Genomic DNA, 22,157 nt, shown 5'->3' with positions numbered 1-22,157 from the left:
TAATTAGACGCATCTCGCGGAAAAGTAGCTAACCGGCATTTATTCAAAGGGTGCCGTGGGCGGAACCGGGCGGCGCAGCTTCATGGGCCTTTACAATAGAAGTTTGTTCAGTTGTAAGCGGAATCCTTTGTTGGCCGCACGAACCTGGAGATGTTGATGTCTGATGATGACAAGAAGAAGAGCCTCAAAGGGACGTTAAACCTCCCGAAAACTGATTTTGCAATGAAAGCGAATTTACCCCAGAATGAGCCTGTTCGGCTGGCACAGTGGGATGAGGCGGACCTTTACGACCAGATTCGCAAGGCCCGTACCGGGGCACCAAAGTACATTCTGCATGATGGGCCGCCTTACGCCAACGGGGCAATTCACCTAGGTCACGCCTTGAACAAGTGCATCAAAGACTTTGTTGTGAAGACGAAGACCATGGCTGGCTTCGACGCTCCCTACGTGCCGGGTTGGGATTGCCACGGACTGCCAATCGAAATCAAGGTCGATGAGAAGCTTGGCGGCAAAAAGTTAGAGATGGATCCTATCGCGGTCCGGAAGGCGTGCAGGGAGTATGCAGCGAAATTTGTCGACCTGCAGCGCTCCCAGTTCAAAAGGCTCGGGATCCTCGGTCGGTGGGAGAAACCCTACGCGACGATGGACTTTCCTTATGAGGCGCAGATCCTCGAGACCTTTTACGGATTTTACGAGAAGGGCTTTGTTTACAAGGGACTGAAGCCTGTCTACTGGTGCTCCCATGACCATACAGCGCTGGCAGAAGCCGAAGTGGAATACGAGATGCACACGTCTCCGAGCGTCTACGTTCGATACAAGTTGACCAGTCCGCCGGAAAAGATCGATTCCAAGCTGTGTGACAAAAATGTCTGGACAATCATCTGGACGACCACTCCTTGGACGTTGCCGGCATCGATGGCGGTGGCCTTCAACCCGGAGATTCAGTATGCAGCGCTACAGAATGGCAATGACGTCTATATTGTTGCCGAGGCGCTACTTGAGCAGGTTCGCGAGGCTTGCGATCTGGTTGGGGATCTGAAAAATGCGACGGTGATTGCAACCTTTCCTGGGTCCAGGCTGGACCGCGCTACTTTCGCACATCCGTTTCTGGAGCGCGGGATTCTCGGGGTCACCGCGGACTATGTGACGACGGATCAGGGGACGGGTGCGGTCCACACCGCTCCGGCCCATGGACCTGATGATTTCGCTACGGGACTTCGCTACGAACTGCCTTTGACCTGTGACGTAGACGCTCAGGGCAAGTTACGTAACGGGTTGCCCGAGTACGACGGTTTGTATGTCTTCAAGGCGAATGCGCCCATCGAAGCACTGCTTGCTGTGAAGGGTGCGCTGATGGGGCGCCACAACCTCGAGCACAAGTATCCGCACTGCTGGCGCTGCCACAAGCCACTGATCTTTCGAGCCACCGAGCAATGGTTCATCTCGATGGAAACACCGGTGCTTTCCCCTAAAGCGGAAGAGCCGAACGCGACCTTCCGCGAACGGGCGCTGGAAGAGATCAAGCGCGTGACCTGGGATCCGGCATGGGGAGAAGAGCGCATCTCCAACATGATTGCAACCAGGCCTGACTGGTGTATCTCCCGGCAACGCATCTGGGGAGTTCCGATCGCAGTCTTTCTTTGCGAGAAATGTCATGAACCTCTCAACGATGAAGCGATCAATAAGAGCGTCGTTGAAATCTTCGCGAAAGAAGGCGCCGATGCCTGGTACAAGTACGAGCCACAGGCGCTCCTGCCTGCTGGTACGACTTGCAAGGCTTGTGGAAGCGTCATGCAGTTTCGTAAAGAGATGGACATCCTCGACGTATGGTTCGAGAGTGGCGCAAGCTGGCATGCAGTGCTCGATGTAGAGCCCGAGCTTCACTGGCCGGCAGATCTCTATACCGAGGGTGGGGACCAACATCGAGGATGGTTCCACTCTTCCCTGCTGAGCTCCGTCGGTATCCGCGACGCTGCTCCCTACAGGATGGTCGCAACGAGCGGCTGGACGCTGGACGAACAGGGCCGAGCCTTCTCGAAGTCTTTGGGGAATGGCGTTGATCCTGTCGACGTCGCAAACCGCCTGGGTGCCGAGATCATCCGGCTTTGGGTTGCGAGTGTGGACTTCCGCGAAGATGTAGCGGCGAGCGAAAACCTGATGCAGCGCGTCAGCGACAACTACCGTAAGCTGCGCAACACCCTGCGGTTTCTGCTGAGCAATCTTTCGGACTTTGATCCGGCAACGGATGTGATCTCGTGGTCAGAGATGCTGCCGCTTGACCAGTACATCCTGGCTCGAACTGCCGAACTTGATGCTTCCATTCGTGCAGCGTATGACGAGTTCGAGTTTCACCGCGCCTATCAAGCGCTGAATGAGTTCACAAATTCGGATCTGAGTGCGCTCTACCTGGACGTTGTAAAAGATAGGTTGTACACGTTCGCTCCGAAGAGCCTGGCAAGACGCAGCGCGCAGACTGCGATCTGGCGCATAGCAGAGGCTATGACACGATTGATCGCACCGATTTTGTCCTTCACGGCGGATGAAGTTTGGCAGTATCTGCCAAAGGTTGAAGGCCGGTTGCCAAGCGTTCATCTGGCACTGTTCCCCAGTGTTCTGGACGTAATCCCCGGCAGAATGGCAAGTCTTGAAGCAGAGTGGCAACAGTTGGCGAACATCCGCCAGCTCGTGATGGTTGAACTGGAAGCGCTCCGATTGTCAAAGTCGATTGGCAAGTCTCTGGACGCCAGCGTGCATGTCATTGCGGCCGAAGGTTCTGCCGAAGCGCTGGTGTTGAAGAAGTATGAGAACGCCTTGGCGGAGTTCTTCAACGTCTCACAGGCCACTGTGCAACTTGTCGGCGATACCAAGCAGGAGGCCGCTGTTCTGATCGAGGCAGAGGTCGCGGATGGTGCAAAGTGCGAACGTTGCTGGCGGGTCGTCCCGGACGTCGGCGCGGACCCTCGATGGATGACGGTATGCTCTCGTTGCGCAGAAGCGCTGAATGCAATTGGCTTCCCGTCGTTGACAGGGGAGGCTGCGTAATGTCGACTGCTTCTCCGTCGCGCGATCTGCGATGGCTCCTGTTGGCAATTGCCGCACTGGTTGTTGGTCTTGATCGCGCAACCAAGCTTTGGATCATCGCGCATATACAGCCGGGCCACGCGATTGTACTCATTCCTAACGTCTTTCGACTTACCCACGTACTCAATACTGGAGCGGCCTTCAGCATGTTTGAGGGCAGCACGTCGCCCAACTTGGTACGCAATGTATTGATCGGATTTTCTATTTTTGCCGTTGTCGTAGTGCTCGTGCTCATCTGGAAGATGGGCCGCGCTTTGAGCCTCACATCTGTAGCACTCGCATTGATCCTCGGCGGAGCTGTTGGAAACTTATACGATCGCATGCGATTCGCTTACGTGGTCGACTTCCTTGAGGTACATATCGTCCACTATCACTGGCCAGACTTCAACGTGGCAGACTCGGCAATTGTGGTGGGAGCCTGTCTGCTACTCCTTGAGATGTTGCGACCACAAAGGAGTGCATAAGCCGTATGGGGACCGATAGCGCGAACGATCAGATTACGATTCGCGGTGCGCGGACGCACAATTTGAAGAACATCGATGTGGACATTCCGCATAATGCGCTCACGGTGGTGAGCGGGGTATCCGGTTCTGGTAAATCGTCGCTGGCGTTCGATACGGTCTATGCAGAGGGCCAGCGCCGCTATGTCGAAAGCTTGTCGGCCTACGCTCGGCAGTTTCTGGAACGTATCGAGAAGCCAGATGTGGATCTAATGGACGGCTTGGCGCCTGCCATTGCCATCAAGCAGAAGAATCAGACGCGCAATCCACGTTCAACCGTAGCCACAGCCACAGAGATCTTCGATTATTTGCGTCTGCTGTTTGCTCGCTGTGGAACGGTCACCTGCCTGCATTGTGGAGGCATCGTCCGGCGCGACACGGTCGATGATATTGTCGTGCGCGTACTCGCGCTGCCGGAAGGAACGCGCGCGTATGCCTTGTTTCCGATTGTACGAAGAGAGGTCAAACTGGAGGCATTGAAGGGGCCTGCGGTCGACCCTTCAGTAGAAGTGGCCACTGCTCCGAAGAAGGCTGCGAAGAAGACCGCAAAGACGGGCAAGAAGTCTGGGGTGATTGTCGCAACAGATTTAAGCGAGCCTCTGAAGGAAAGACTTGGCGAGTTGCGCAGGCGGGGCTATAACCGGCTTTGGCAGGCAGATGAGAACGGTGGCGCGGGAAAGATTGTTGAGTTTTCGGCACCGGAATCTTTGCTCGAATTAGACTTCGGCGCAGTTGCCGATAGACCGATCTATGTCCTGATCGACAGGCTGGCGCTTTCGGCGGAGATACGCGGGCGACTCGTCGATGCGATTGAGACCGGCTATCGCGAAGCGGGAGAGATTGTGCTTCGCACTCTTCCCAGGGAAGAAACAGAAACGACAGAGTCTTTGCGCTTTTCGTCGGCCTTCGAATGCTCTGACTGTCATCGCGCGTACCGTGAGCCGGAGCCACGGTTATTCAGTTTCAATAACCCGTTCGGTGCATGTCCGCGTTGCCAGGGTTTTGGCAACACCATTGATTTCGATCCCAATCTCATCATTCCGAATCGTTCCAAGACGCTGGATGAAGGTGCTATTGATCCGTGGACGAAGACAAAATATCGTGCGTGGCACGGCGAGATGAAGCGGGCAGCCAAGGCGGAAGGCGTTCCGATCGATGTGCCTTGGTTCGACCTTACCGAGCCGCAACAACGCTTCATCGAAGAGGGTCGAGGGAGTTGGGCGGGAGTTCGCGGTTTCTTCGCAGAACTGGAACGAAAGAAATACAAGCTACATGTCCGCGTGTTTCTTTCGAAGTATCGCGGGTATGCGACGTGTCCCGACTGTCGTGGACAAAGATTGCGAGCCGAGGCTCGCGCAGTGCTTCTGGCCGGTAAAAATATCTGCGATGTTTGCGCGCTCACGATTACAGAGGCGCAAGACTTTCTTGATTCCTTGAGCCTGAACCCATCACAGCAGGAGATAGCGGGCAAGGTGCTCGAGGAGGTGCGACAGCGGGTGCGCTTCCTGCAGCAGGTCGGACTGGAATACCTCACATTAGACCGATTGAGCTCAACGCTGAGTGGAGGCGAGTCGCAACGGATCCAGCTTGCCGCTAGCCTTGGTTCGCGCCTGGTCGGAGCACTGTATGTGCTCGACGAGCCTTCGATTGGATTGCACACGCGTGATACGGCCAAGCTGATCACGATCATGGAGGAGTTGCGCGACTTGGGAAATACCATCCTGGTTGTGGAGCACGATCCGGATGTGATTCGGGCAGCAGATCACTTGTTGGACCTCGGGCCCGGGGCTGGTGAGTTGGGCGGTCACTTGTTGGCGTCTGGGACGGTGGACGAGGTACGGGAGAACCCTGCTTCGCTGACAGGGCGATATCTCAGTGGCCGGGCGAGTATTGCGGTGCCGAAGCATCGCCTGGAGCCGGGGCGGGAGAAGCTTGTGTTGCGCGGGGCTAGGATCCATAACCTGCGGGGCGTGGACGTCGAGATTCCACTTGGACTGCTGTGCTGCGTGACCGGCGTTTCGGGATCGGGTAAGTCTACGCTCGTGCACCAGGTGCTTTATCGGGCGCTGATGCAGGCGCTGGGACAGGATGAAGCTGGCGAACGGGAGACGGTGAATCTCTATCGGGAGCTTTCCGGGTCGCAGTATCTGAACGACGTGGTGCTGGTGGACCAATCGCCGATTGGACGGACACCGCGGTCCAATCCTGTGACTTATATCAAGGCCTTCGATGCTATTCGGGAACTGTTTGCGGCGCAGCCGGATGCTCGGCGGAAGAACCTCACGGCTGGATCGTTCTCGTTCAACGTTCCGGGTGGAAGGTGCGATGTATGCGAGGGCGACGGAACGGTGACGGTGGAGATGCAGTTCCTTGCCGATGTGGAACTTCCGTGTGAGGAGTGCAACGGAACGCGTTATAAAACGTCCATCCTTGAGGTGAAGTACAAGGGCAAGAATATTCACGAAGTGCTTGGACTGACAGTGCGCGAAGCACTGGTCTATTTTGCTGGGCATCCGAAGATCGTCGATAAGCTGGCGGTACTGGATGAGGTCGGGCTTGGGTATGTGCGGCTGGGGCAGAGTGCGACGACGTTGAGTGGTGGAGAGGCTCAGCGTGTCAAGCTGGCGCAACACCTGGCAGCGGCGCGATCGGGATCCTCGGGCGGCGCTGGCGGAATTCGGGGTGAGGCGAAGCGGGCTGCGAGCCGAGTACTGTACATCCTGGATGAGCCGACGACGGGGCTGCACTTCGAGGATGTAGCGAAGCTGCTGGCGGTGTTCCACAAGCTGATCGATGGCGGCGGTTCGCTGTTGGTGATCGAGCACAACCTGGACGTGATCAAGTGTGCGGATTGGGTAATTGATATGGGACCCGAAGGCGGATCCGGAGGCGGACAGGTAGTGGCGACAGGAACTCCCGAGGAGATCGCGAAGGTGAAGGCGTCGCACACAGGCCATTGGCTGGGGAAGGTGCTGAATGCCGGGTCGCAGCGCACGAGGGAGGTCGCGTGATGAACCGTTGCAAACTCTTCACGGCCGTGTTTTCCGTTGCGGCGAGCGCTGGAATTGCACAGCAGCTTCCTCCGGGCACGCATAGTGTGGATGACCACACGCAGCAGAATGCAGCGAGCGCACAGATCAGCGAGGCGGAAAGTGCGCTCGAGAAGCAGGACTACAAGGGCGCCGAAGCCAAGTTGAAGGTGCTGGCTGCGGCCAATCCTAAGGATGGGCGCGTGCAGTACGATCTCGGATTTGCCGAAGAGCGCAACGGCGAAGAGGCTGATGCAGCGAAAGCGTATGCTGCGGCCATCGCGGCGATTCCAGAGTTTGCTGAGCCGAGAGTTGCGCTAGGATTGCTGGACGCTCGCTCAGGACAGGTTGAGGCGGCGCATAAGCAGCTGACTGATGCGGCGATGATTCCAACAGCACCTCCGGAGTTGCGCGGACGAGCGTTGCGCGCTCTGGCTCACCTGGATGAGACCAGCAACCCGGACGCAGCGCGCGAGGAGTTGCTGGCGGCGCTGAAGCTGACCCCTGAGACTCCTGATGATGTACTGATGGGCGCGGAGTTGGCCGATCGATCAGGCGACTCGGAGGACGCCATTCCTGCGTATCGGCGAGCGCTGAAGTTGATGCCGGGCGATCTCGATGCGACCGCCGGACTGGCGCACGCGCTGCAACACGCGGGCAAGCTGGCGGATGCCGATACGGTGCTCACGCCGGCGCTGAAGGAGCATCCGAACGATGTGCGGCTGGTGGCACAGGCGGCTTCGCTATACGCGGCGGAAGGCAAAGCTGCGGAAGCGATTCCTCTGCTGGTGCAGTTGCGGGCTTCGGACGCGAAGATTGCGGCTGATCTGGATATGACGCGACTGCTGGCGCAACTCGAGTACGTGAACGGCGACAATGTGGAAGCCGAGAAGTTATATACGGAGATGCTGGTTTCGAGGCCGAATGATCCGATGTTGTTGGATGCGCTGGGCAGTGCGCAGGTAAAGCAGGGCAAGGATGCGGAGGCAGAGGCTACGTTTGTCAAAGCTGTGAAGCTGCGGGCTGCGTTCCATGACGACCAAGCCTGGGGCGAGGCGGAAGGTCACCTGGCGTTTGCGGCTTCGAAGAACAACGATCCGCAGACTAGCCTGGGGGCGCTCGATGCACGATCGACGGTGTTGCCGAACTCTCCGACTTCCCTGTTCCTGCAGGCTACGGCGCACGACAAGTTGCACCAGAACAAGCAGGCAGTCGCAGCGTACAAAGCGTTCCTCGCGATCGCCGGCGACAAGTTTCCCGACCAGACCTTTGAGGCTCAGCACCGAATTATTGCGTTGCAACATGTGCAGTAGGCGAGAAGAAATCCTCCGCGCGCTGCATGGTAGGCTGAGCTAAGCGTGCCGCGTATTGCTCTTCCAACTGTTTCGCCTGAGATACTCCAACTGTTTGAGCAGGAGTATCGTGAGCTTCGTCCACGGGCTCCGATGCCGGCGCTCGAGGTGAAGTTCCGGCGATTCACCAGCTTGAACACGACCATCCGTTTGCGCGATGGAAAGCTGATCGTTCGGCTCTCTGATCTGCTCGAGCATGCTCCCTCAACTATTCACCAGGCCATCGCTCATATCCTTCTGGCCAAGTTGTATCGCAAGCCAGTGGCGCCCATTTATGCGGATCGCTATCGGCGGTATACGCGTTCTGAGGCTGTGTCGAGCCAGGCCGAGCGGATGCGGCAGATGCGTGGACGGAAGGTGCTGAGCTCGCCGCAGGGGCATTTGTACGATCTCGACGAGGTGTTCGAGGCGGTCAATCGGCGATTCTTCCATGGGCTGCTGGGGCGGCCCGTGTTGACCTGGAGCGCGCATGTGGCGAAGCGCATGTTGGGACATTATGACGCGGCCCACAACACGATCGTTGTTAGCCGGGTGTTTGATCGGCCGGGGACGCCGCGGTATGCGATCGAGTACCTGCTTTATCACGAGATGCTGCACCTGAAGCATCCGGTGCGGGTGCGGGCCGGGCGGCGGTGCGTGCACTCGCGGGAGTTCCAGGCGGAGGAGCGGCTGTTCCCGGAACTGGAGCTGGCTAAGGCATTCCTTAGGCGGCTATAGGCCTCGGACCCCCCTCCCCCTACTTTCACTTTTGCTTAGCGAAGTCGTTTAGAATGTGCGGGTTGGTCAGTGTGAGTTGCTTTCAAACGATTCAGTCTAAAAGAGTTATGCGTATGATCTTCTCTCCATTGGAGTTAGGGGCTTAAATGTGAAAGCTGCAACGGCGATTGCCGGTGCAGCGTCTGGCTTTGATCTCTACTTCCAGTGTAGCAAGTTGGTAGGGGTAACTATGCCAGGTTTTGAAAAGATTTATCGCCAATGTTGATATGGGGTTTGGCGGTTTTCAGTCGTTAGGGGGCTTGACAGCTTTTGGGGGCGGAGGTCGCGGCGGATGGTCGGAAGGGCTAGAACGGGAGAAAGCAGGTTCGCTCGCTGCGCTCGGAATGACAACTAGAAATGCAAAGGCAACAACAAGAGCAAAGCAACAGCAACAGAAACTACAGGGGTCCTTCCCCTTCGGCGAGGTCAGGGTCAGGATGACGGAATTTGAGATGAGGCTAGCGCGTGGGGACGGGGCGGCTAGGCGGTGGCAGGGACGTCCTTGGGGGTTTTAGGGAGGGGCTGGGAGACGACCGCTTCGTTGCGGCGGGTTAGGAACATCATGGCTGCTCCGAAGAGGACGCTGCCGAGGGCGGCTACCTGGGCGTTCGACATGGTGTGGCCGAAGTAGATGCGGGGGTTAATGCGGACGAATTCTACGAGGAAGCGGCCGATGCCGCTGAGGACGAGGTATTCGCCTGTCAGGAAGCCGAGGGGGAGGGGCTTGGAGGCGCGCTTCCACAGCCACCCGGCGACGGCCAGGGCGAAGAGGAGTTCATAGACTGGAGTGGGTTGGACGGCCGCCGTGGGAGGGTTGGGGAGGACGAGGGCGCGGGTATATTCGGTGAGACCGTGCATCATGTGGACGCCCCAGGGGAGGGTGGTGTTGATGCCGTAGTCGCCGTCGCCGGAGAGCAGGCAGCCGATGCGGCCGACGCCATAGCCGACGGCAGCGGCGGGGGCGGCGAAGTCGAGCATGCGGAGGGCGGCGCGACTGCCGGTGAGGCCGTTGGGCTTGGCTAGGACGCCTTGGTACATGAGCATGGCGACGCCGGCGAGCAGGCCACCGTACCAGGCGAAGCCGGCCTGGAACCAGTGCAGGAAGTTGAAGAGGACCTCGGTGGGGTGGTGGATGCCGGGAGCGATGATGTCGCGCCAGGCGGCCGCCATGTCGGGAATACTTTGGAGTTCGTGCCAGAGCTTGGCGCCAACGATGCCGGCGAGCACAACCATGGTAACGATGCTGAGGGCGTCGGCGTCAGAGCCGTTGCGGACGAGATTTTTGTGCAGGACGACGGTGCCGCAGACGGCGGCGAGCCAGAGCATCAGGCCAAAGGTTCCAACATGAGCAAAACCGAGATTTAAATAGGGATACATGCAGGTTTAAGTATAGGTCCTGCGCGGACGGCGAGGGTAGGGTAACGGCAAGTTGACAGCCTTGGTTCCACTCCTGCCGCATAAAACCGCGCCATGAATGGTGCACCCGCGGAGGCAGGTCCGGGACAGCGGCGATTGGGGCCGCGATTTCCTCAATGGGGAGAGCGGAATGAGAGTTTTTTCTAGGCGTGATTTTCGCGTAGTCTAACGGCATGGTCTCGACTGTTCCTGAGTTTGTTTCGCCCGATGTTATGGAAGTTCTGCTGTCGAAAGAGCAGATTGCTGAGCGTGTTCAGGCAGTCGGAGAACAGATCTCCGCGGAGTACAAGGGTCAGTCGATTGTGCTGATTGGCGTGCTGAAAGGCGCGGCGATTTTTCTGGCGGATTTGGCTCGGGCGATCAAGGTGGACAACACATTTGATTTTGTGGCGGTGTCGAGCTATGGGCGCGCGCGCGTGTCGAGTGGCGCGGTGAAGCTGATCAAGGATATTGATAACCCGATTGAGGGGCGGCATGTGATTTTGGTGGAGGATATTCTCGACACCGGATTGACGCTGAGCTATCTGCGCGGATTGATGCTGCAGCATAAGCCGGCTTCGTTGAAGATTGCTACATGTTTGGATAAGCCATCGCGGCGGCTGGTGCCCATTGAGGCGGACTATGCGTGCTTCAAGATTCCGAACGCGTTTGTGATTGGGTATGGGATGGATTATGCGGAGCGGTATCGCGGGGTTCCGGATATTCGGCTGTATCCGGATAATCCTCCGGCGGGACATTAAGGGCGGGGATCACGAGCAAGTGGTGTAGGGCATTAGCATGCTCAGCCTCACGGGAGCAGGCTGGACCGGCGGCGCGAGGAACTCACCATAGCTCCAGTTGAGTGGCCTGGCTGGGTCGTAGTAATGAAGGTAGAAAGCGAAGCGAGCTGGACCGGGACCGGTAACGCAGCCCATTTCCCTGCTTATGAGCGATTCACCGTCAAGCGAAAGCAGGCCCTCATCATAAGGCGCCATGGCTCGGTTCGGATCCCCGCTCAGATGCGCTTGACCAAAGTCATCGAAGTTAAAACGGTCATCGAGGTTTTCGGCCAAGAGTTCTAGAAGGATGAGGCCATCGAAGTGCTCTTTGGTGTCGTCGTCGGAAGCTGTGACCTCCCATTGTTCTTGCCATGTATCAAGTGAAATATCTGGCTTGTAGCAACCGAGGACGGCTAATGAAGGGTGGATCGACATCGGAATAGCATATCAAGGTTAAAATTGCTGCATGAGTTCTGTTGTGCATGCTTCGTCTTCTAGTGTGATTGTTTCGCCGGCGCGGGGGTTTCGTGGGTCGGTGATGTTGCCTGGCGATAAGTCGATCTCGCATCGGTATGCGATGCTGGCGGGGTTTGCCGTGGGGACTTCGCGGCTTACGAATTTTTCTACGGGCGCTGATCCGCTTAGTTCGCTGGGTTGTATGAAGGCGATGGGCGCTAAGATGGAGACTGTCGGGAAGACGATTGAGGTTACGGGCACGGGGGGAGTGCTGCGGTCGCCAAAGGGTGATTTGGATTGTGGGAATTCCGGGTCGACCATGCGGATGCTGGCTGGGTTGGTGGCGGCGCAGAAAGGGACGTTTACGTTTGTGGGGGATGAGTCGTTGACGGTGCGGCCGATGGAGAGGATTCGGAAGCCGCTGGAGTTGATGGGGGCGCGGATGGATTTGACGGACGGTCATGCGCCGATGACGGTGCATGGCGGGAAGCTGCGGGGGATTGATTTTGAAGCGCCGATTGCGAGCGCGCAGGTGAAGACGGCGGTTTTGTTTGCGGGGCTGCAGGCCGAAGGGGTGACGTCGATTGCGGAGAGCGTGCGGACGCGGGATCACTCGGAACATGCGCTGAGGGCGTTTGGCGCGGAGTTGGAGCGGGTGGATGGGCGGCTGCGGATTGCGGGGGGACAGAAGCTCAAGGCGATTGACGCGACCGTGCCGGGGGATATGTCGTCGGCGGCGTTCTTTCTTTGTGCGGCGCTGCTGTTTGAGGATTCGAATCTGGTGCTGGACTCGTTGGGGATAAATCCTACGCGGGCGGCGATGCTGGATGTGATTTCGGCGATGGGCGGGGTGATCAAGGTGCTCGACGTAGCGGAGACGCATGGCGAGATGGCGGGGACGATCCAGGTGAATCGCGGACGGGTGTTGGCGGGGATCGACATTGGCGGAGAGAGAGCTGCTCAGTTGATTGACGAGCTGCCGGTGATTGCGGCGATTGCTCCTTATACCGTGGGGGGCGTGCGGATTCGCGATGCGAAGGAGTTGCGGGTGAAGGAGAGCGACCGCATTGCGCTGGTGGTGAAGAACCTGCGCGCGATGGGCGCGGAGGTGGTGGAGCATGAGGATGGGATGGATATTCCTGGGGGGCAGGTGCTGCGGGGCGGGGTGATCGATTCGGGGATGGACCACCGGATTACGATGGCGTTTGCGATTGCGGCGCTAAGGGCTGAGGGGGAGACGGAGATTCGGGGGGCGGAGGCGGCGGCGATTTCGTTTCCGGAGTTTTTTGTTTGGTTGGATGAGCTGGCGATGCGGTAGAGTGTGCGGACGGCGAGGGCTGGAAGGGCTTTGACGCAAAGGACGCAAAGAAGAGCGCCAAGTTTCGCCACGGTTGCGGTGGTGAATCTTCAGGTGCGGTGGGTGAAGGTGCGGGGTGGGTAGAGGGTTAGGAGCTCCGTGAGGTGCTGCTCTACTTCGGGGACGGTGACTTCGTCGATGATGTAGTCGGCTGGGGCGGTGGGTAGGTCGAGGTTTTTGAGGATGCGGGCGCGGGGGTTGTTGAGGGGGAGCCACTCGACCGCGGGGGACCAGGCGGGCGCGATGATGACCATGGGGAGACGCATCGCGCGGGCCAGGTGCATCGGGCCGGTGTCTAGCGTGAGGGCGATGTCGGCCAGGCCGAGGATTGCGGAGAGTTCCAGGAGCGAGGTTTGGCCGGCTACGCTGGCGGTGGGAAAGCTGAGGCCGGCGCGGAGGGCTTCGATGGCGGGGCTTTCGGAGGCGGTGCCGGCGAAGACGATTTGCATGGCTTGGGTGCGGTGGAGGGTTTCGGCTACGGCGCGGAAGCGGTCTTCGCGCCAGGACTTGCGCTGCGTGGGGCTGGTCTGGGTGATGAAGACGGCGATGGGTTTGGACTCGTCGATTCCCTGCTCGCGGAGGAGTTGGTGGGCGGTGGCTACGTCGTCGGGTGAGGGGAAGACTTGCGGCTCGATGAGGCTGGGGTTGGACTGGAGTTGGTCGAGGAGGGCGGGGCCGTGGCCGAGGAGTTCGAGGATGCGGAGGTTGTTGGCGATCTGGCTTAGGCGTGGGTCGAAGTTTAAATGGGCGGCGGTTAGTTCGGGGAGGAGGGTGAAGCCTACGCGGGTGGGGGCTCCGGCGAGGAGGGCGGAGAGGATGACGCGGGAGCGCTCGTTGCCGGCGGTGAGGAGGACGGCGTAGCGCTCGCGGCCGAAGGGGTTGGCGCGGCGGATCGCATTGGCGGCGGGAAGGAGTTCGCGGAGGGGGCTGGGGGTAGGGACGAGGGTTTCGAGGCCGGGGTTGTTGCGGAGGATTTCTAGCGCGAAGCCGCTGGCTGCGGCGGCTACTCTTGCGCCGGGGATGGTTGCGTGGATGGCGGCGATGAGGGGCGTTGCGTGGATCGCTGTGCCGAGCGCGAGGGGGTATTGGAGGATGAGGAAGTTGGTGATGTCGGGGAGGTCGGGCTGGCGGGGGTGGAGGAGGCGCTCGAAGATGGCGAGGTTGATGAGGGCGGCGGATTTGAGCGCGGAAGCGATGGGTTCAGGATAGCAAGTCCCTCGCGGACGGCGTGGGTTGGGGTCGTGCGCCGTATTTTTTGAGGAGTCAATACCGGTGTCCTGCCGGACGGGCCCGCTGCGCGCGGGGCGGCAACTTCGTTGCGGGCAGAGGCCTTCGGCGGGGCGCTTCCGTTGGTCGCGAACGATATCTTCTTCCCGACCAACGGGAGGTCCACGCGAAGCCGTAACAAGGCGTGTGAACGCCCGCCCCACGCGCAGTGGGCACTTATCATTCAACAGCTTCCAGGTAAGGTGGAGCAACGCGTGGGTAAGAGCAAATGCGAAGGAAGAAGCAGATTCCCAGAGGGAATGACAGAAAGAAATGCAAGAGCAACCACACTGCGAGAGATCGTGCACAAAAGGGCTCGCGGTATGGGTAAGCGAGAACTCTTCGGGGTCCTTCGGCTCCCCCTTCACTGCGTTCAGGGTCCGCTCAGGATGACAGGGTATGGGCTGCAGAAGCGGATCCTCCGCCTGCGGCGAAGGATGACAAATCATTGGGGCTAACTACACGTTATACAACCCATGCGACTACATTTTGTAGCGGCCCATTTCGTCGTCGTTGAGGCTTTCTAGCCAGCGGCGGAGGTCTTCGGGGCTTAGGGTGGTGTTGCCGTTGGAGGCCTTGCGGGCATGCTCGTAGACTTGCTGCGAGACGAAGATGGGGCAGTCGGAGCGGAGGGCTAGCGCGATGGCGTCGGAGGGGCGTGCGTCTAGGGCTACGACTTCGCCGTTCTGGTCCATCCAGATGGTGGCGTGGAAGGTGTCCTCGCGAAGATCGCCGACGACTACGCGGGTGACGCGGGCGTTGAGGCCGTCGATGACGTTGCGGAGGAGGTCGTGGGTCATGGGACGGACCGTTGTGGCCTTCTCGATTTCGAGAGCGATGGCGTTGGCTTCGAAGAGGCCTACCCAGATGGGGAGAACGATTTCGCCGGCGAGATCGTTGAGGACCACGATCGGCATCTTGGTGGAGGGGTCCATCATGAGGCCGCGGATGCGAACTTCTACTTCGGGTTCGGGGGCCGGGAGATCTTCGGGTTCGGGTTTGAAGCCGGGGAGATGCATGGGGTTTAGTGTAACGCTGAAGGCTGTGGGGTTCTCAGTTCTCAGTTGCTTGTCAGACTGCTTCGGCTGGCTGTGGGTTGACTCTGGCGTTGAGGGCGGCCTGGGCTATGGCGGCGGGCGAGGGGGTGGTGGGTTGGGAGATCGCTTCGCCTACCAGGGAGCTGGGAAAGATCTGGGTGATGCGGACGTCTACGTAGCTGCCGATTGCAGGAACGGAATCGCAGCTGAAGTTGACGGTTTTGTTTTGGGTGCTGCGGCCGGTGATCTGGCCTCTGGAGTTGGCGCCGTGCTCGACCATGATGGGCATGATTTGGTTTAGGTGGCGGGCGTAGTTGGTGCGCTGGATTTCGCGCTGGCGGGCGTTGAGGATGGCTAGGCGCTGCACCTTTATTTCTTCGGGGATGGAGTCTTCCATGTGGATCGCCGGGGTGTTGGGACGGGGCGAATACTTGAAGCCGTAGATGGCGTCGTAGCCTACTTCTTCGAGGAGGGTGATAGTGTCTTCGAAGTCGCGGTCGGTCTCGCCGGGGAAGCCGACGATGATGTCGGAGGTGAGGGAGATGTCGCGCTTGGCGGCCTTGGTCCAGGCAATGCGCTCGAGGTACCAGTCGCGCGTGTAGTCGCGCTGCATGGCCTTGAGGACGGCGGTGCTGCCGGATTGGACGGGGAGATGGACGTGGTCGCAGAGGGTGGGGACCGCGTCGATTACGTCGACGATATCGCGGGTGAAGTCGCGCGGGTGGGATGTCGTAAAGCGGACGCGCTGGATGCCGTTCACTTCGCCTACGGCGGCCAGGAGCTCGGCGAAGGTGCGCTTGCCGCTGGGGTCGTGGTAGCTGTTGACGTTCTGGCCGAGGAGCTGGATTTCGGTGAAGCCGGACTGGGCGATGCGCTGTGCTTCGGCGAGGACGGAGGCGGAGGTGCGGCTGCGTTCCTTTCCACGGGTATAAGGGACTACGCAGTACGCACAGAACTTGTCGCAGCCTTCAATGATGGTGATGTAGCCGCGGTGAGGGTTGGTGCGGGCGGTGAACTCGGTGTCGAAGGTCTCGTCGGTCTGGCGGTCGTCGAGGCCGGTGATGCGGGTCTCTCCGGCTTCGAGGCGGGCCAGCATGTCGGGAAGATTGCGGTAGGAGGACGAGCCCGCGACGATGGAGACGTAGGGGGCGCGGTCGAAAATTTTCGTGCCCTCTTGCTGGGCTACGCAGCCGATGACGGCGAAGCGCTTCCCTTCTCCGTGGAGCTTTTTGTACTCGTTGAGACGGTGGAAGACTTTTTGCTCGGCCTTATCGCGGATGGAGCAGGTGTTGTAGAGGATGAGGCCGGCGTCGGCTTCGTCGGATGTTTGGGTGTAGCCCTCGTTGAGGAGGGTGCCGACGACTTTTTCGGAGTCGTGGGCGTTCATCTGGCAGCCGAAGGTTTCGATGTAGAAGGTCTTCATAGGGGTGGGCGGGAGCCTTTGCGGGGAGAGTTCTTCGCAAATACTAGTATAAATCCTGCGTGCACGACGGGCTCAACGTCGAAGTGCACATGCCATCGTAATCGCGCTGCTAGGGATTCGGTTGGGGGCCTTTCCCCATGTCCAGCTTCTGTAAGAGAAGAAATAACAGTACTCCCACCAGGTACCCCGGAACGATAGTGAGAACCCCGACTCCCTTAACTTCGCCCCTCGTTTGTGGCGCGAGGTGCACGCTGAGCCAGTAGCCCACAATGGACTGCACGGCGCAGGAAACAACGAGCGAAATCCAGAAACCTGACGTTTTCCTCAACCAAGGCTGAACGGCTGCAATGGCAATAAGAGCCCCGATGCAGACGGAAAGTATGGGGAAGAACCATTCTTCCGGGACGAGATGGAAGCCCATCAACCCTATAACCAAAAGAGGAGAGCCAACTGCCACCAACAGCAGCATCCATCCATTCGCCTTCGCAACAAAATATTTCGAGCCCTTCCTCGATGAGCGATGTTTTCTCGCTTCTTGAATTTCAAGCCGAGCTACGTCCCTCTTCTTTGCGTGGGCCTCTTGGTAGCTGAGCCCACGCCGGGCCATCTCAGAATCCAGCAAGTGTGCAGCTTCCGGCACCAGATGAGCACGGCTGGCAGCAGTCATTAGAAGCTCATCGTCACTCATGCCAGCGTAGTTGTCTTGGAAATTCACGGGAGGTCGCTCAAGTTGAAGGATCGCCACTCATTGTATCTACTCCCAGAAGGCGCTTCGCGTTGGGGACGGTGGAGATGGTATTCTCGGCGGGCTGAGGCGGTGATGATGGCGGATGAGTTGAAGGCTGAGAATCGGTTGGAGTCGAAGGTGAATGCGGGGGCTGCGAAGTTTGGGGAGAACCGTGCGGCGATGGTGGCGCTGCTGGCGGCGTTGCGCGGGGAGGAGGATGGGATTCGGCTGGGGGGTGGGGCTAAGGCGGCGGAGGCTCAGCGGGCGAAGGGGCGGCTGACGGTTCGGGAGCGGTTGGCGCTGCTGTTGGATGAAGGGACGGAGTTGCTGGAGTTGGGGCTTTGGGCGGCGTATGGGATGTACTCGGAGTATGGCGGGGCGCCGGGGGCTGGGGTGGTGACGGGGTTGGGACGGGTGAGTGGGCGGCTTTGCATGATCGTCGCGAACGACGCGACGGTGAAGGCGGGGGCGTTCTTTCCGATGACCGCGAAAAAGGTGCTGCGGGCGCAGACGATTGCGTTGGAGAACCGAATTCCTACGCTTTATTTGGTGGATTCTTCGGGCGTGTTTTTGCCGCTGCAGGAGGATGTGTTTCCGGATACGGATGATTTCGGGCGGGTGTTTCGGAATAACGCGGTGATGAGCTCGCTGGGGATTCCGCAGATTACAGCGATCATGGGGATGTGCGTGGCGGGGGGGGCGTACCTGCCGGTGATGACCGATACGGTGCTGATGACGGAGGGGTCGGGGCTGTTTCTGGCGGGGCCGTCGCTGGTGCAGGCGGCGATTGGGCAGAAGACCGGGGCGGAGGAGTTGGGCGGGGCCGCGATGCATGCGGAGATTTCGGGGACGGTGGATTTCAAGGAGCCGAATGATCATTTGTGTATTGCGCGGCTGCGGAGTCTGGTGGACAAGATCGGCGAGCGGAAGGGTGGGCCGTTTAGTGTGGGGCCGTTCGATGCACAGAAGGATGCGCCGAGGTTTGCGGCGGAGGAGTTGTATGGGTTGCTGAATCCCGTGCCCGGGGCTAGCAATGTGTATGACATGCGCGAGGTGATTGCGCGGATTGTCGATCGCAGCGAGTTCGATGAGTACAAGGCGGACTTTGGGCGGACGCTGCTGTGTGGGTTTGCACGGATCGGTGGGCGCGCGGTGGGGATTGTCGCGAATCAGAAGACCAACCAGACGCAGACCGTGGCGATGGGGCCGCAGGCCGGGACGAAACGGATTGAGGTGGGTGGGGTTATCTATACCGAGGCTGCGCAGAAGGCGGCGCGGTTCATTATGGATTGCAATCAGAATTTGGTGCCGCTGATTTTTCTGCATGACGTCAATGGGTTCATGGTAGGGAAAGATGCGGAGTGGTCGGGGATTATTCGGGCGGGGGCAAAGATGGTGTCGGCGGTGAGCACGAGCGTCGTGCCGAAAATTACGGTGATTGTCGGAGGGAGTTTTGGGGCGGGACATTATGCGATGTGCGGGAAGGCATACGATCCTCGGTTTCTGTTTGCATGGCCAACGGCGAGGTATGCGGTGATGAGTGGAGCGTCGGCTGCCGGGACGCTGGCGGAGGTGCGGGCGAAGCAGATGGAGCGCGGGGGGAAGGTGTTGAGCGAGGCCGAGAAGAAGGCCGTGTATCACGAGATCAAGAATGCGTATGACGCGCAGGCTGATCCTCGGTATGGGGCGGCGCGACTGTGGATTGATTCGATTATCGATCCGGCGAAGACGCGGGAAGTATTGATGACGGCGTTGGAGGCTTGCGCGCTGAATCCTGAGGTGGCGAAGTTTAATCCGGGCGTACTGCAGACGTAGGCGATATTCGCTCACTGAGCAAAGGACAGAGGCTAGCGCTGGACTGTATGATTCGCTGGCTTGGCGGATTTGCGGTGTAACGCGTCTGCTAAGGCATCTTATTGAATTGTGCGCAGTCTGCGCGCGAAGGAGTTGGTCGTATGAGTGTTGCGGTTGAGTCGGTGGAGGGGTTGTATCCGTTTGTGTTGACGGAGGACCAGGAGGCGCTGCGGAAGGAGATTCGGCAGTTCGCTGCGCGGGAGATTGCTCCGCATGTTTCGGAGTGGGATGAGAAGAGCGAGTTCCCTGCTGCGGTGGTGAAGAAGCTTGGGCAGATGGGGTTGTTGGGCGTGATCTTTCCGCCGGAGTATGGCGGCGCGGGGATGGGGTACGTGGATTATGTGCTGGCGATTGAAGAGCTGTCGGCTGTGGATGGGTCGGTGGGGATCATTGTGGCTGCACATAATTCGCTGGGGACGAATCATATTTTTCTGGCTGGCAACGAGGAGCAGAAGCGGAAGTATGTTCCGAAGCTGGCTAGCGGCGAGTGGCTGGGGGCTTGGGGGCTGACGGAGCCGGGGTCTGGATCGGATGCGGGCGGGGCGCGGACTACTGCTGTGCGCAGGGGCGACAAGTGGGTGCTGAATGGGACCAAGACTTTCATCACGAATGGGAGCTATGCGGATACGGCCGTGGTGATTGCGGTGACCGATAAGAGCAAGGGGACGCATGGGCTGTCCGCGTTTGTGGTGGAGAAAGGGACGAAGGGATTTCGGCCGGGGAAAAAAGAAAACAAGTTGGGGCTGCGGGCCAGCGATACGAGCGAGTTGATCTTTGAGGACTGCGAGATTCCGGCGGAGAATTTGCTGGGGGTTGAGGGTGAGGGGTTTGTTGACTCGATGCGTGTGCTGGATGGAGGAAGGATTTCGATTGCGGCGCTGTCGTTGGGGATTGCGCGTGGGGCGCTGGATGCGGCTACGAAGTATGTGAAGGAGCGGCGACAGTTTGGGAAGGCGATTGCGGAGTTCCAGGGGATTCAGTGGAAGCTGGCGGATATGGCGACGGAATTGGATGCGGCGCGGCTGTTGACGCAGAGGGCGGCGGTGCTCAAGGATTCCGGGCGGACGGTGACGCGGGAGTCGGCCATGGCGAAGCTGTTTGCCAGTGAGGTTGCGGTGAGGATCTGTAATGAGGCCGTGCAGCTGTTTGGGGGATATGGGTTTATCAAGGACTATCCTGCGGAGAAGTTCTATCGCGATGTGAAGCTGTGCACGATTGGCGAGGGGACGAGCGAGATTCAACGGATGGTGATTGCGCGCGAGCTTCTGAAGGTGCAGCCTTCGCGGGGATAAAAGGCATGGCTGATGGCGTGAAGATTGTGGAGTGCCCGCGGGATGCGTGGCAGGCGCTGCCGGGGCATATTCCTGCGGAGAGGAAGGCTGCGTACCTGCGACAGCTTGTGGACGCGGGGTTTCGGCATATCGATGCGGTGAGTTTCGTGTCGCCCGGGGCGGTGCCGCAGATGGCTGACTCGGAAGAGGTGCTGCGGTTGTTGGGGCCGGTGCCGGGCGTGGATGTGATTGGGATCGTGGTGAACGAGAAGGGGGCGGAGCGCGCGATTGCTACGGAGGCTGTCGGGGTGCTGGGGTTTCCGTATTCGATATCGCCAACGTTTTTGGAGCGGAATCAGCGGCAGACGCCGAAGGAGTCGCTGCAGACGCTGGAGGCGATACAGAAGATGGCGCGGCCGGCGGGTGTGCGCGTGGTGGCGTATGTGTCGATGGCGTTTGGGAATCCTTATGGGGATGACTGGAGTTTGGCGCGGGTGACGGAGGCTTGCAAGACGCTGGAGGGGATGGGGATTGAGACGGTGTCGCTGGCGGATACGGTGGGGGCGGCTACATCGCTGGAGGTGCTGGAGGTCGTCGGCGAAGTGGTGGCGGAGCATAAGAAGCTGGAGGTGGGGGTGCATCTGCATGTGCGGCGGGATTTCGCGGTGGACCGCGTGAAGTCGGCGTATGCGGGTGGGTGTCGGCGGTTCGATGCGGCGATTGGCGGGCTGGGGGGATGTCCGTTTGCGCAGGATGAGTTGGTGGGTAACCTTCCGACGGATGAGCTGCTGGAGGCGCTGAGAGAGCTGGGGCTGGGGGCGGCGAGACTTCAAGGACTGAATGAACTTGAGTGGGAGAGTGCGCGGATTGCGCGGGACTTCGGCGGGCGCGCGGTATAGGAGCGACGATTTGAGATACGAAACGATCGTGGTTGGGCAAGAGGGTTGGGTGCGCAGGATTCGGCTGAATCGGCCGGAGCGGCGCAATGCGATGACGCCTCAGATGCAGAACGAGTTGATTGCTGCGATGGACGAGGCGGCGGCGGGCGATTGCCGCGTGGTGGTGCTGGAAGCTGCGGGCGAGGCGTTCTGCTCGGGGCTCGATCTTAGCGTTCTCCAAGGGGCGAAGGACAAGACCGCGGCGGAACATCGCGAGGATGCGGAGCGGGTGGCGAAGTTGTTTCGGACGCTGTATGAGTTGCCCAAGCCGACGATTGCCAAGGTGCATGGAGCGGCGGTCGCGGGAGGGACGGGGCTGGCGACGATCTGCGACTTTACGCTGGCTGTGCCTACGGCGAAGTTTGGATATACGGAGGCGCGGATCGGGTTTGTGCCGGCGCTGGTGTCGGCGTATTTGGTGCTGCAGATTGGGGAGAAACAGGCGCGGGGATTGCTGCTGACGGGGAAACTTTTTGATGCGGCAGAGGCGTATCGGTTGGGGTTGGTGAATGAGGTGGTGGCAGCTGAGGAGTTGGAGGCTCGGGTGGCGACGCTGGCGGGGGTGCTGGCCGAGAATAGTCCGGAGTCGTTGCGAGCTACGAAGAAGTTGCTGGCGGCGCAGAGTAAGGCTTGGCTGGATGCGGCCGTGGAGTTGGGGATGGAGGCGAATGCGGGGGCGCGGGAGACGAAGGATTTTTATGAGGGGGTCACGGCGTTTCTGGAGAAGCGGAAGCCGGTATGGGCGTCCTGCGCGGACGGCGACACTTAAGAGCGTGCTGGTTCAGGTTGCGAGCCTATTCGTGGTGGTCGGGGCATCTCTGGTTGGAAACCATGGACAGCGGTGGTAATACGCGCAGGGTGGCGGGTCCTTCGGCTGCGCTCAGGATGACAGATTTGCGCAAGGGTTGGAGAGAATTCAGCTGCGCTCGAGTGTGA

At 59.6% G+C, this 22,157-nt stretch carries 17 protein-coding genes; 11 read left to right on the top strand and 6 right to left on the bottom strand.

What is annotated here, in order from left to right; translation table 11 throughout:
* Nucleotides 1-156: 156 nt before the first annotated feature.
* The 5 genes from ileS (at nt 157) to GSQ80_RS10195 (ending at nt 8,679) form a co-directional block, all read left to right on the top strand.
* Nucleotides 157-3,042: an isoleucine--tRNA ligase gene (ileS, locus tag GSQ80_RS10215; protein WP_158787551.1), complete on the top strand. Its 2,886-nt coding sequence runs from the start codon at nt 157-159 to the stop codon at nt 3,040-3,042.
* Entirely contained in the window at nt 3,042-3,545 is a 504-nt protein-coding gene (gene lspA / locus GSQ80_RS10210; RefSeq protein ID WP_158787550.1) for a signal peptidase II, read from the top strand. Before ileS ends, lspA begins: the two co-directional genes overlap by 1 nt.
* Nucleotides 3,546-3,550: 5 nt before the next feature.
* On the top strand, nt 3,551-6,592 hold the full coding sequence (gene uvrA, locus GSQ80_RS10205) for an excinuclease ABC subunit UvrA (protein ID WP_158787549.1): 3,042 nt from the start codon (nt 3,551-3,553) through the stop codon (nt 6,590-6,592).
* Nucleotides 6,592-7,923 (top strand): tetratricopeptide repeat protein, encoded by a 1,332-nt coding sequence (locus GSQ80_RS10200; protein WP_158787548.1) that lies wholly within the window; start codon nt 6,592-6,594, stop codon nt 7,921-7,923. Before uvrA ends, GSQ80_RS10200 begins: the two co-directional genes overlap by 1 nt.
* Nucleotides 7,924-8,055: 132 nt before the next feature.
* Nucleotides 8,056-8,679, top strand: a complete 624-nt coding sequence (locus GSQ80_RS10195) for a M48 family peptidase (protein ID WP_371315727.1) — start codon at nt 8,056-8,058, stop codon at nt 8,677-8,679.
* Between the two features lie 519 nt (nt 8,680-9,198).
* On the opposite strand, the gene GSQ80_RS10190 is transcribed toward GSQ80_RS10195, so the two are convergent.
* Nucleotides 9,199-10,095, bottom strand: coding sequence for a prolipoprotein diacylglyceryl transferase (locus tag GSQ80_RS10190; RefSeq protein ID WP_158787547.1), 897 nt, complete (start codon nt 10,093-10,095; stop codon nt 9,199-9,201).
* A 212-nt stretch (nt 10,096-10,307) separates the two neighbouring features.
* Between GSQ80_RS10190 and hpt the strand changes: the two genes are divergently transcribed.
* The gene (gene hpt / locus GSQ80_RS10185) at nt 10,308-10,874 is read left to right on the top strand and encodes a hypoxanthine phosphoribosyltransferase (RefSeq protein WP_158787546.1); all 567 of its coding nucleotides are present in this window, start codon (nt 10,308-10,310) and stop codon (nt 10,872-10,874) included.
* Between the two features lie 9 nt (nt 10,875-10,883).
* Here the strand turns inward: hpt and GSQ80_RS10180 are convergent, their stop codons facing one another.
* Nucleotides 10,884-11,327, bottom strand: a complete 444-nt coding sequence (locus GSQ80_RS10180) for a hypothetical protein (RefSeq protein ID WP_158787545.1) — start codon at nt 11,325-11,327, stop codon at nt 10,884-10,886.
* 31 nt (nt 11,328-11,358) lie between these two features.
* On the opposite strand from GSQ80_RS10180, the gene aroA reads away from it, so the two are divergent.
* Nucleotides 11,359-12,666: a 3-phosphoshikimate 1-carboxyvinyltransferase gene (gene aroA / locus GSQ80_RS10175; RefSeq protein WP_158787544.1), complete on the top strand. Its 1,308-nt coding sequence runs from the start codon at nt 11,359-11,361 to the stop codon at nt 12,664-12,666.
* An 89-nt stretch (nt 12,667-12,755) separates the two neighbouring features.
* Here the strand turns inward: aroA and GSQ80_RS10170 are convergent, their stop codons facing one another.
* The 4 genes from GSQ80_RS10170 to GSQ80_RS10155 form a co-directional block, all read right to left on the bottom strand.
* The gene (locus GSQ80_RS10170; protein ID WP_158787543.1) at nt 12,756-14,159 is read right to left on the bottom strand and encodes a glycosyltransferase family 9 protein; all 1,404 of its coding nucleotides are present in this window, start codon (nt 14,157-14,159) and stop codon (nt 12,756-12,758) included.
* Nucleotides 14,160-14,453: 294 nt separating this feature from the next.
* Nucleotides 14,454-14,990, bottom strand: a complete 537-nt coding sequence (locus GSQ80_RS10165) for a bifunctional nuclease family protein (protein ID WP_158787542.1) — start codon at nt 14,988-14,990, stop codon at nt 14,454-14,456.
* A gap of 52 nt (nt 14,991-15,042) precedes the next feature.
* Nucleotides 15,043-16,431, bottom strand: a complete 1,389-nt coding sequence (gene miaB, locus GSQ80_RS10160) for a tRNA (N6-isopentenyl adenosine(37)-C2)-methylthiotransferase MiaB (RefSeq protein ID WP_158787541.1) — start codon at nt 16,429-16,431, stop codon at nt 15,043-15,045.
* 109 nt (nt 16,432-16,540) lie between these two features.
* Nucleotides 16,541-17,176, bottom strand: a complete 636-nt coding sequence (locus GSQ80_RS10155; RefSeq protein WP_158787540.1) for a hypothetical protein — start codon at nt 17,174-17,176, stop codon at nt 16,541-16,543.
* A 78-nt stretch (nt 17,177-17,254) separates the two neighbouring features.
* On the opposite strand from GSQ80_RS10155, the gene GSQ80_RS10150 reads away from it, so the two are divergent.
* The 4 genes from GSQ80_RS10150 to GSQ80_RS10135 all read left to right on the top strand — a co-directional run bounded on the left by GSQ80_RS10150 (nt 17,255) and on the right by GSQ80_RS10135 (nt 21,990).
* A complete protein-coding gene (locus tag GSQ80_RS10150) occupies nt 17,255-18,973 on the top strand; it encodes an acyl-CoA carboxylase subunit beta (protein WP_158788646.1) in 1,719 nt (572 codons plus the stop codon).
* Between the two features lie 140 nt (nt 18,974-19,113).
* Complete coding sequence (locus GSQ80_RS10145) at nt 19,114-20,304, top strand: acyl-CoA dehydrogenase (protein WP_158787539.1); 1,191 nt, start codon at nt 19,114-19,116, stop codon at nt 20,302-20,304.
* Nucleotides 20,305-20,309: 5 nt separating this feature from the next.
* On the top strand, nt 20,310-21,182 hold the full coding sequence (locus GSQ80_RS10140) for a hydroxymethylglutaryl-CoA lyase (protein WP_158787538.1): 873 nt from the start codon (nt 20,310-20,312) through the stop codon (nt 21,180-21,182).
* A gap of 10 nt (nt 21,183-21,192) precedes the next feature.
* Complete coding sequence (locus tag GSQ80_RS10135) at nt 21,193-21,990, top strand: enoyl-CoA hydratase/isomerase family protein (protein ID WP_158787537.1); 798 nt, start codon at nt 21,193-21,195, stop codon at nt 21,988-21,990.
* Nucleotides 21,991-22,157 lie beyond the last annotated feature (167 nt).

It is taken from the genome of Granulicella sp. L46, from assembly GCF_009765785.1.
GTDB lineage: Bacteria > Acidobacteriota > Terriglobia > Terriglobales > Acidobacteriaceae > Granulicella.
This window is presented reverse-complemented; position numbering and strand designations above follow the sequence as displayed.

Coding starts and splice junctions, on each gene's coding strand:
- GSQ80_RS10140 (WP_158787538.1), top strand. CDS start 20,310: ATGGCTGATGGCGTGAAGATTGTGGAGTGCCCGCGGGATGCGTGGCAG.
- GSQ80_RS10200 (WP_158787548.1), top strand. CDS start 6,592: ATGAACCGTTGCAAACTCTTCACGGCCGTGTTTTCCGTTGCGGCGAGC.
- uvrA (WP_158787549.1), top strand. CDS start 3,551: ATGGGGACCGATAGCGCGAACGATCAGATTACGATTCGCGGTGCGCGG.
- miaB (WP_158787541.1), bottom strand. CDS start 16,431: ATGAAGACCTTCTACATCGAAACCTTCGGCTGCCAGATGAACGCCCAC.
- lspA (WP_158787550.1), top strand. CDS start 3,042: ATGTCGACTGCTTCTCCGTCGCGCGATCTGCGATGGCTCCTGTTGGCA.
- GSQ80_RS10180 (WP_158787545.1), bottom strand. CDS start 11,327: ATGTCGATCCACCCTTCATTAGCCGTCCTCGGTTGCTACAAGCCAGAT.
- ileS (WP_158787551.1), top strand. CDS start 157: ATGTCTGATGATGACAAGAAGAAGAGCCTCAAAGGGACGTTAAACCTC.
- aroA (WP_158787544.1), top strand. CDS start 11,359: ATGAGTTCTGTTGTGCATGCTTCGTCTTCTAGTGTGATTGTTTCGCCG.
- hpt (WP_158787546.1), top strand. CDS start 10,308: ATGGTCTCGACTGTTCCTGAGTTTGTTTCGCCCGATGTTATGGAAGTT.
- GSQ80_RS10145 (WP_158787539.1), top strand. CDS start 19,114: ATGAGTGTTGCGGTTGAGTCGGTGGAGGGGTTGTATCCGTTTGTGTTG.
- GSQ80_RS10165 (WP_158787542.1), bottom strand. CDS start 14,990: ATGCATCTCCCCGGCTTCAAACCCGAACCCGAAGATCTCCCGGCCCCC.
- GSQ80_RS10195 (WP_371315727.1), top strand. CDS start 8,056: ATGCCGGCGCTCGAGGTGAAGTTCCGGCGATTCACCAGCTTGAACACG.
- GSQ80_RS10190 (WP_158787547.1), bottom strand. CDS start 10,095: ATGTATCCCTATTTAAATCTCGGTTTTGCTCATGTTGGAACCTTTGGC.
- GSQ80_RS10150 (WP_158788646.1), top strand. CDS start 17,255: ATGGCGGATGAGTTGAAGGCTGAGAATCGGTTGGAGTCGAAGGTGAAT.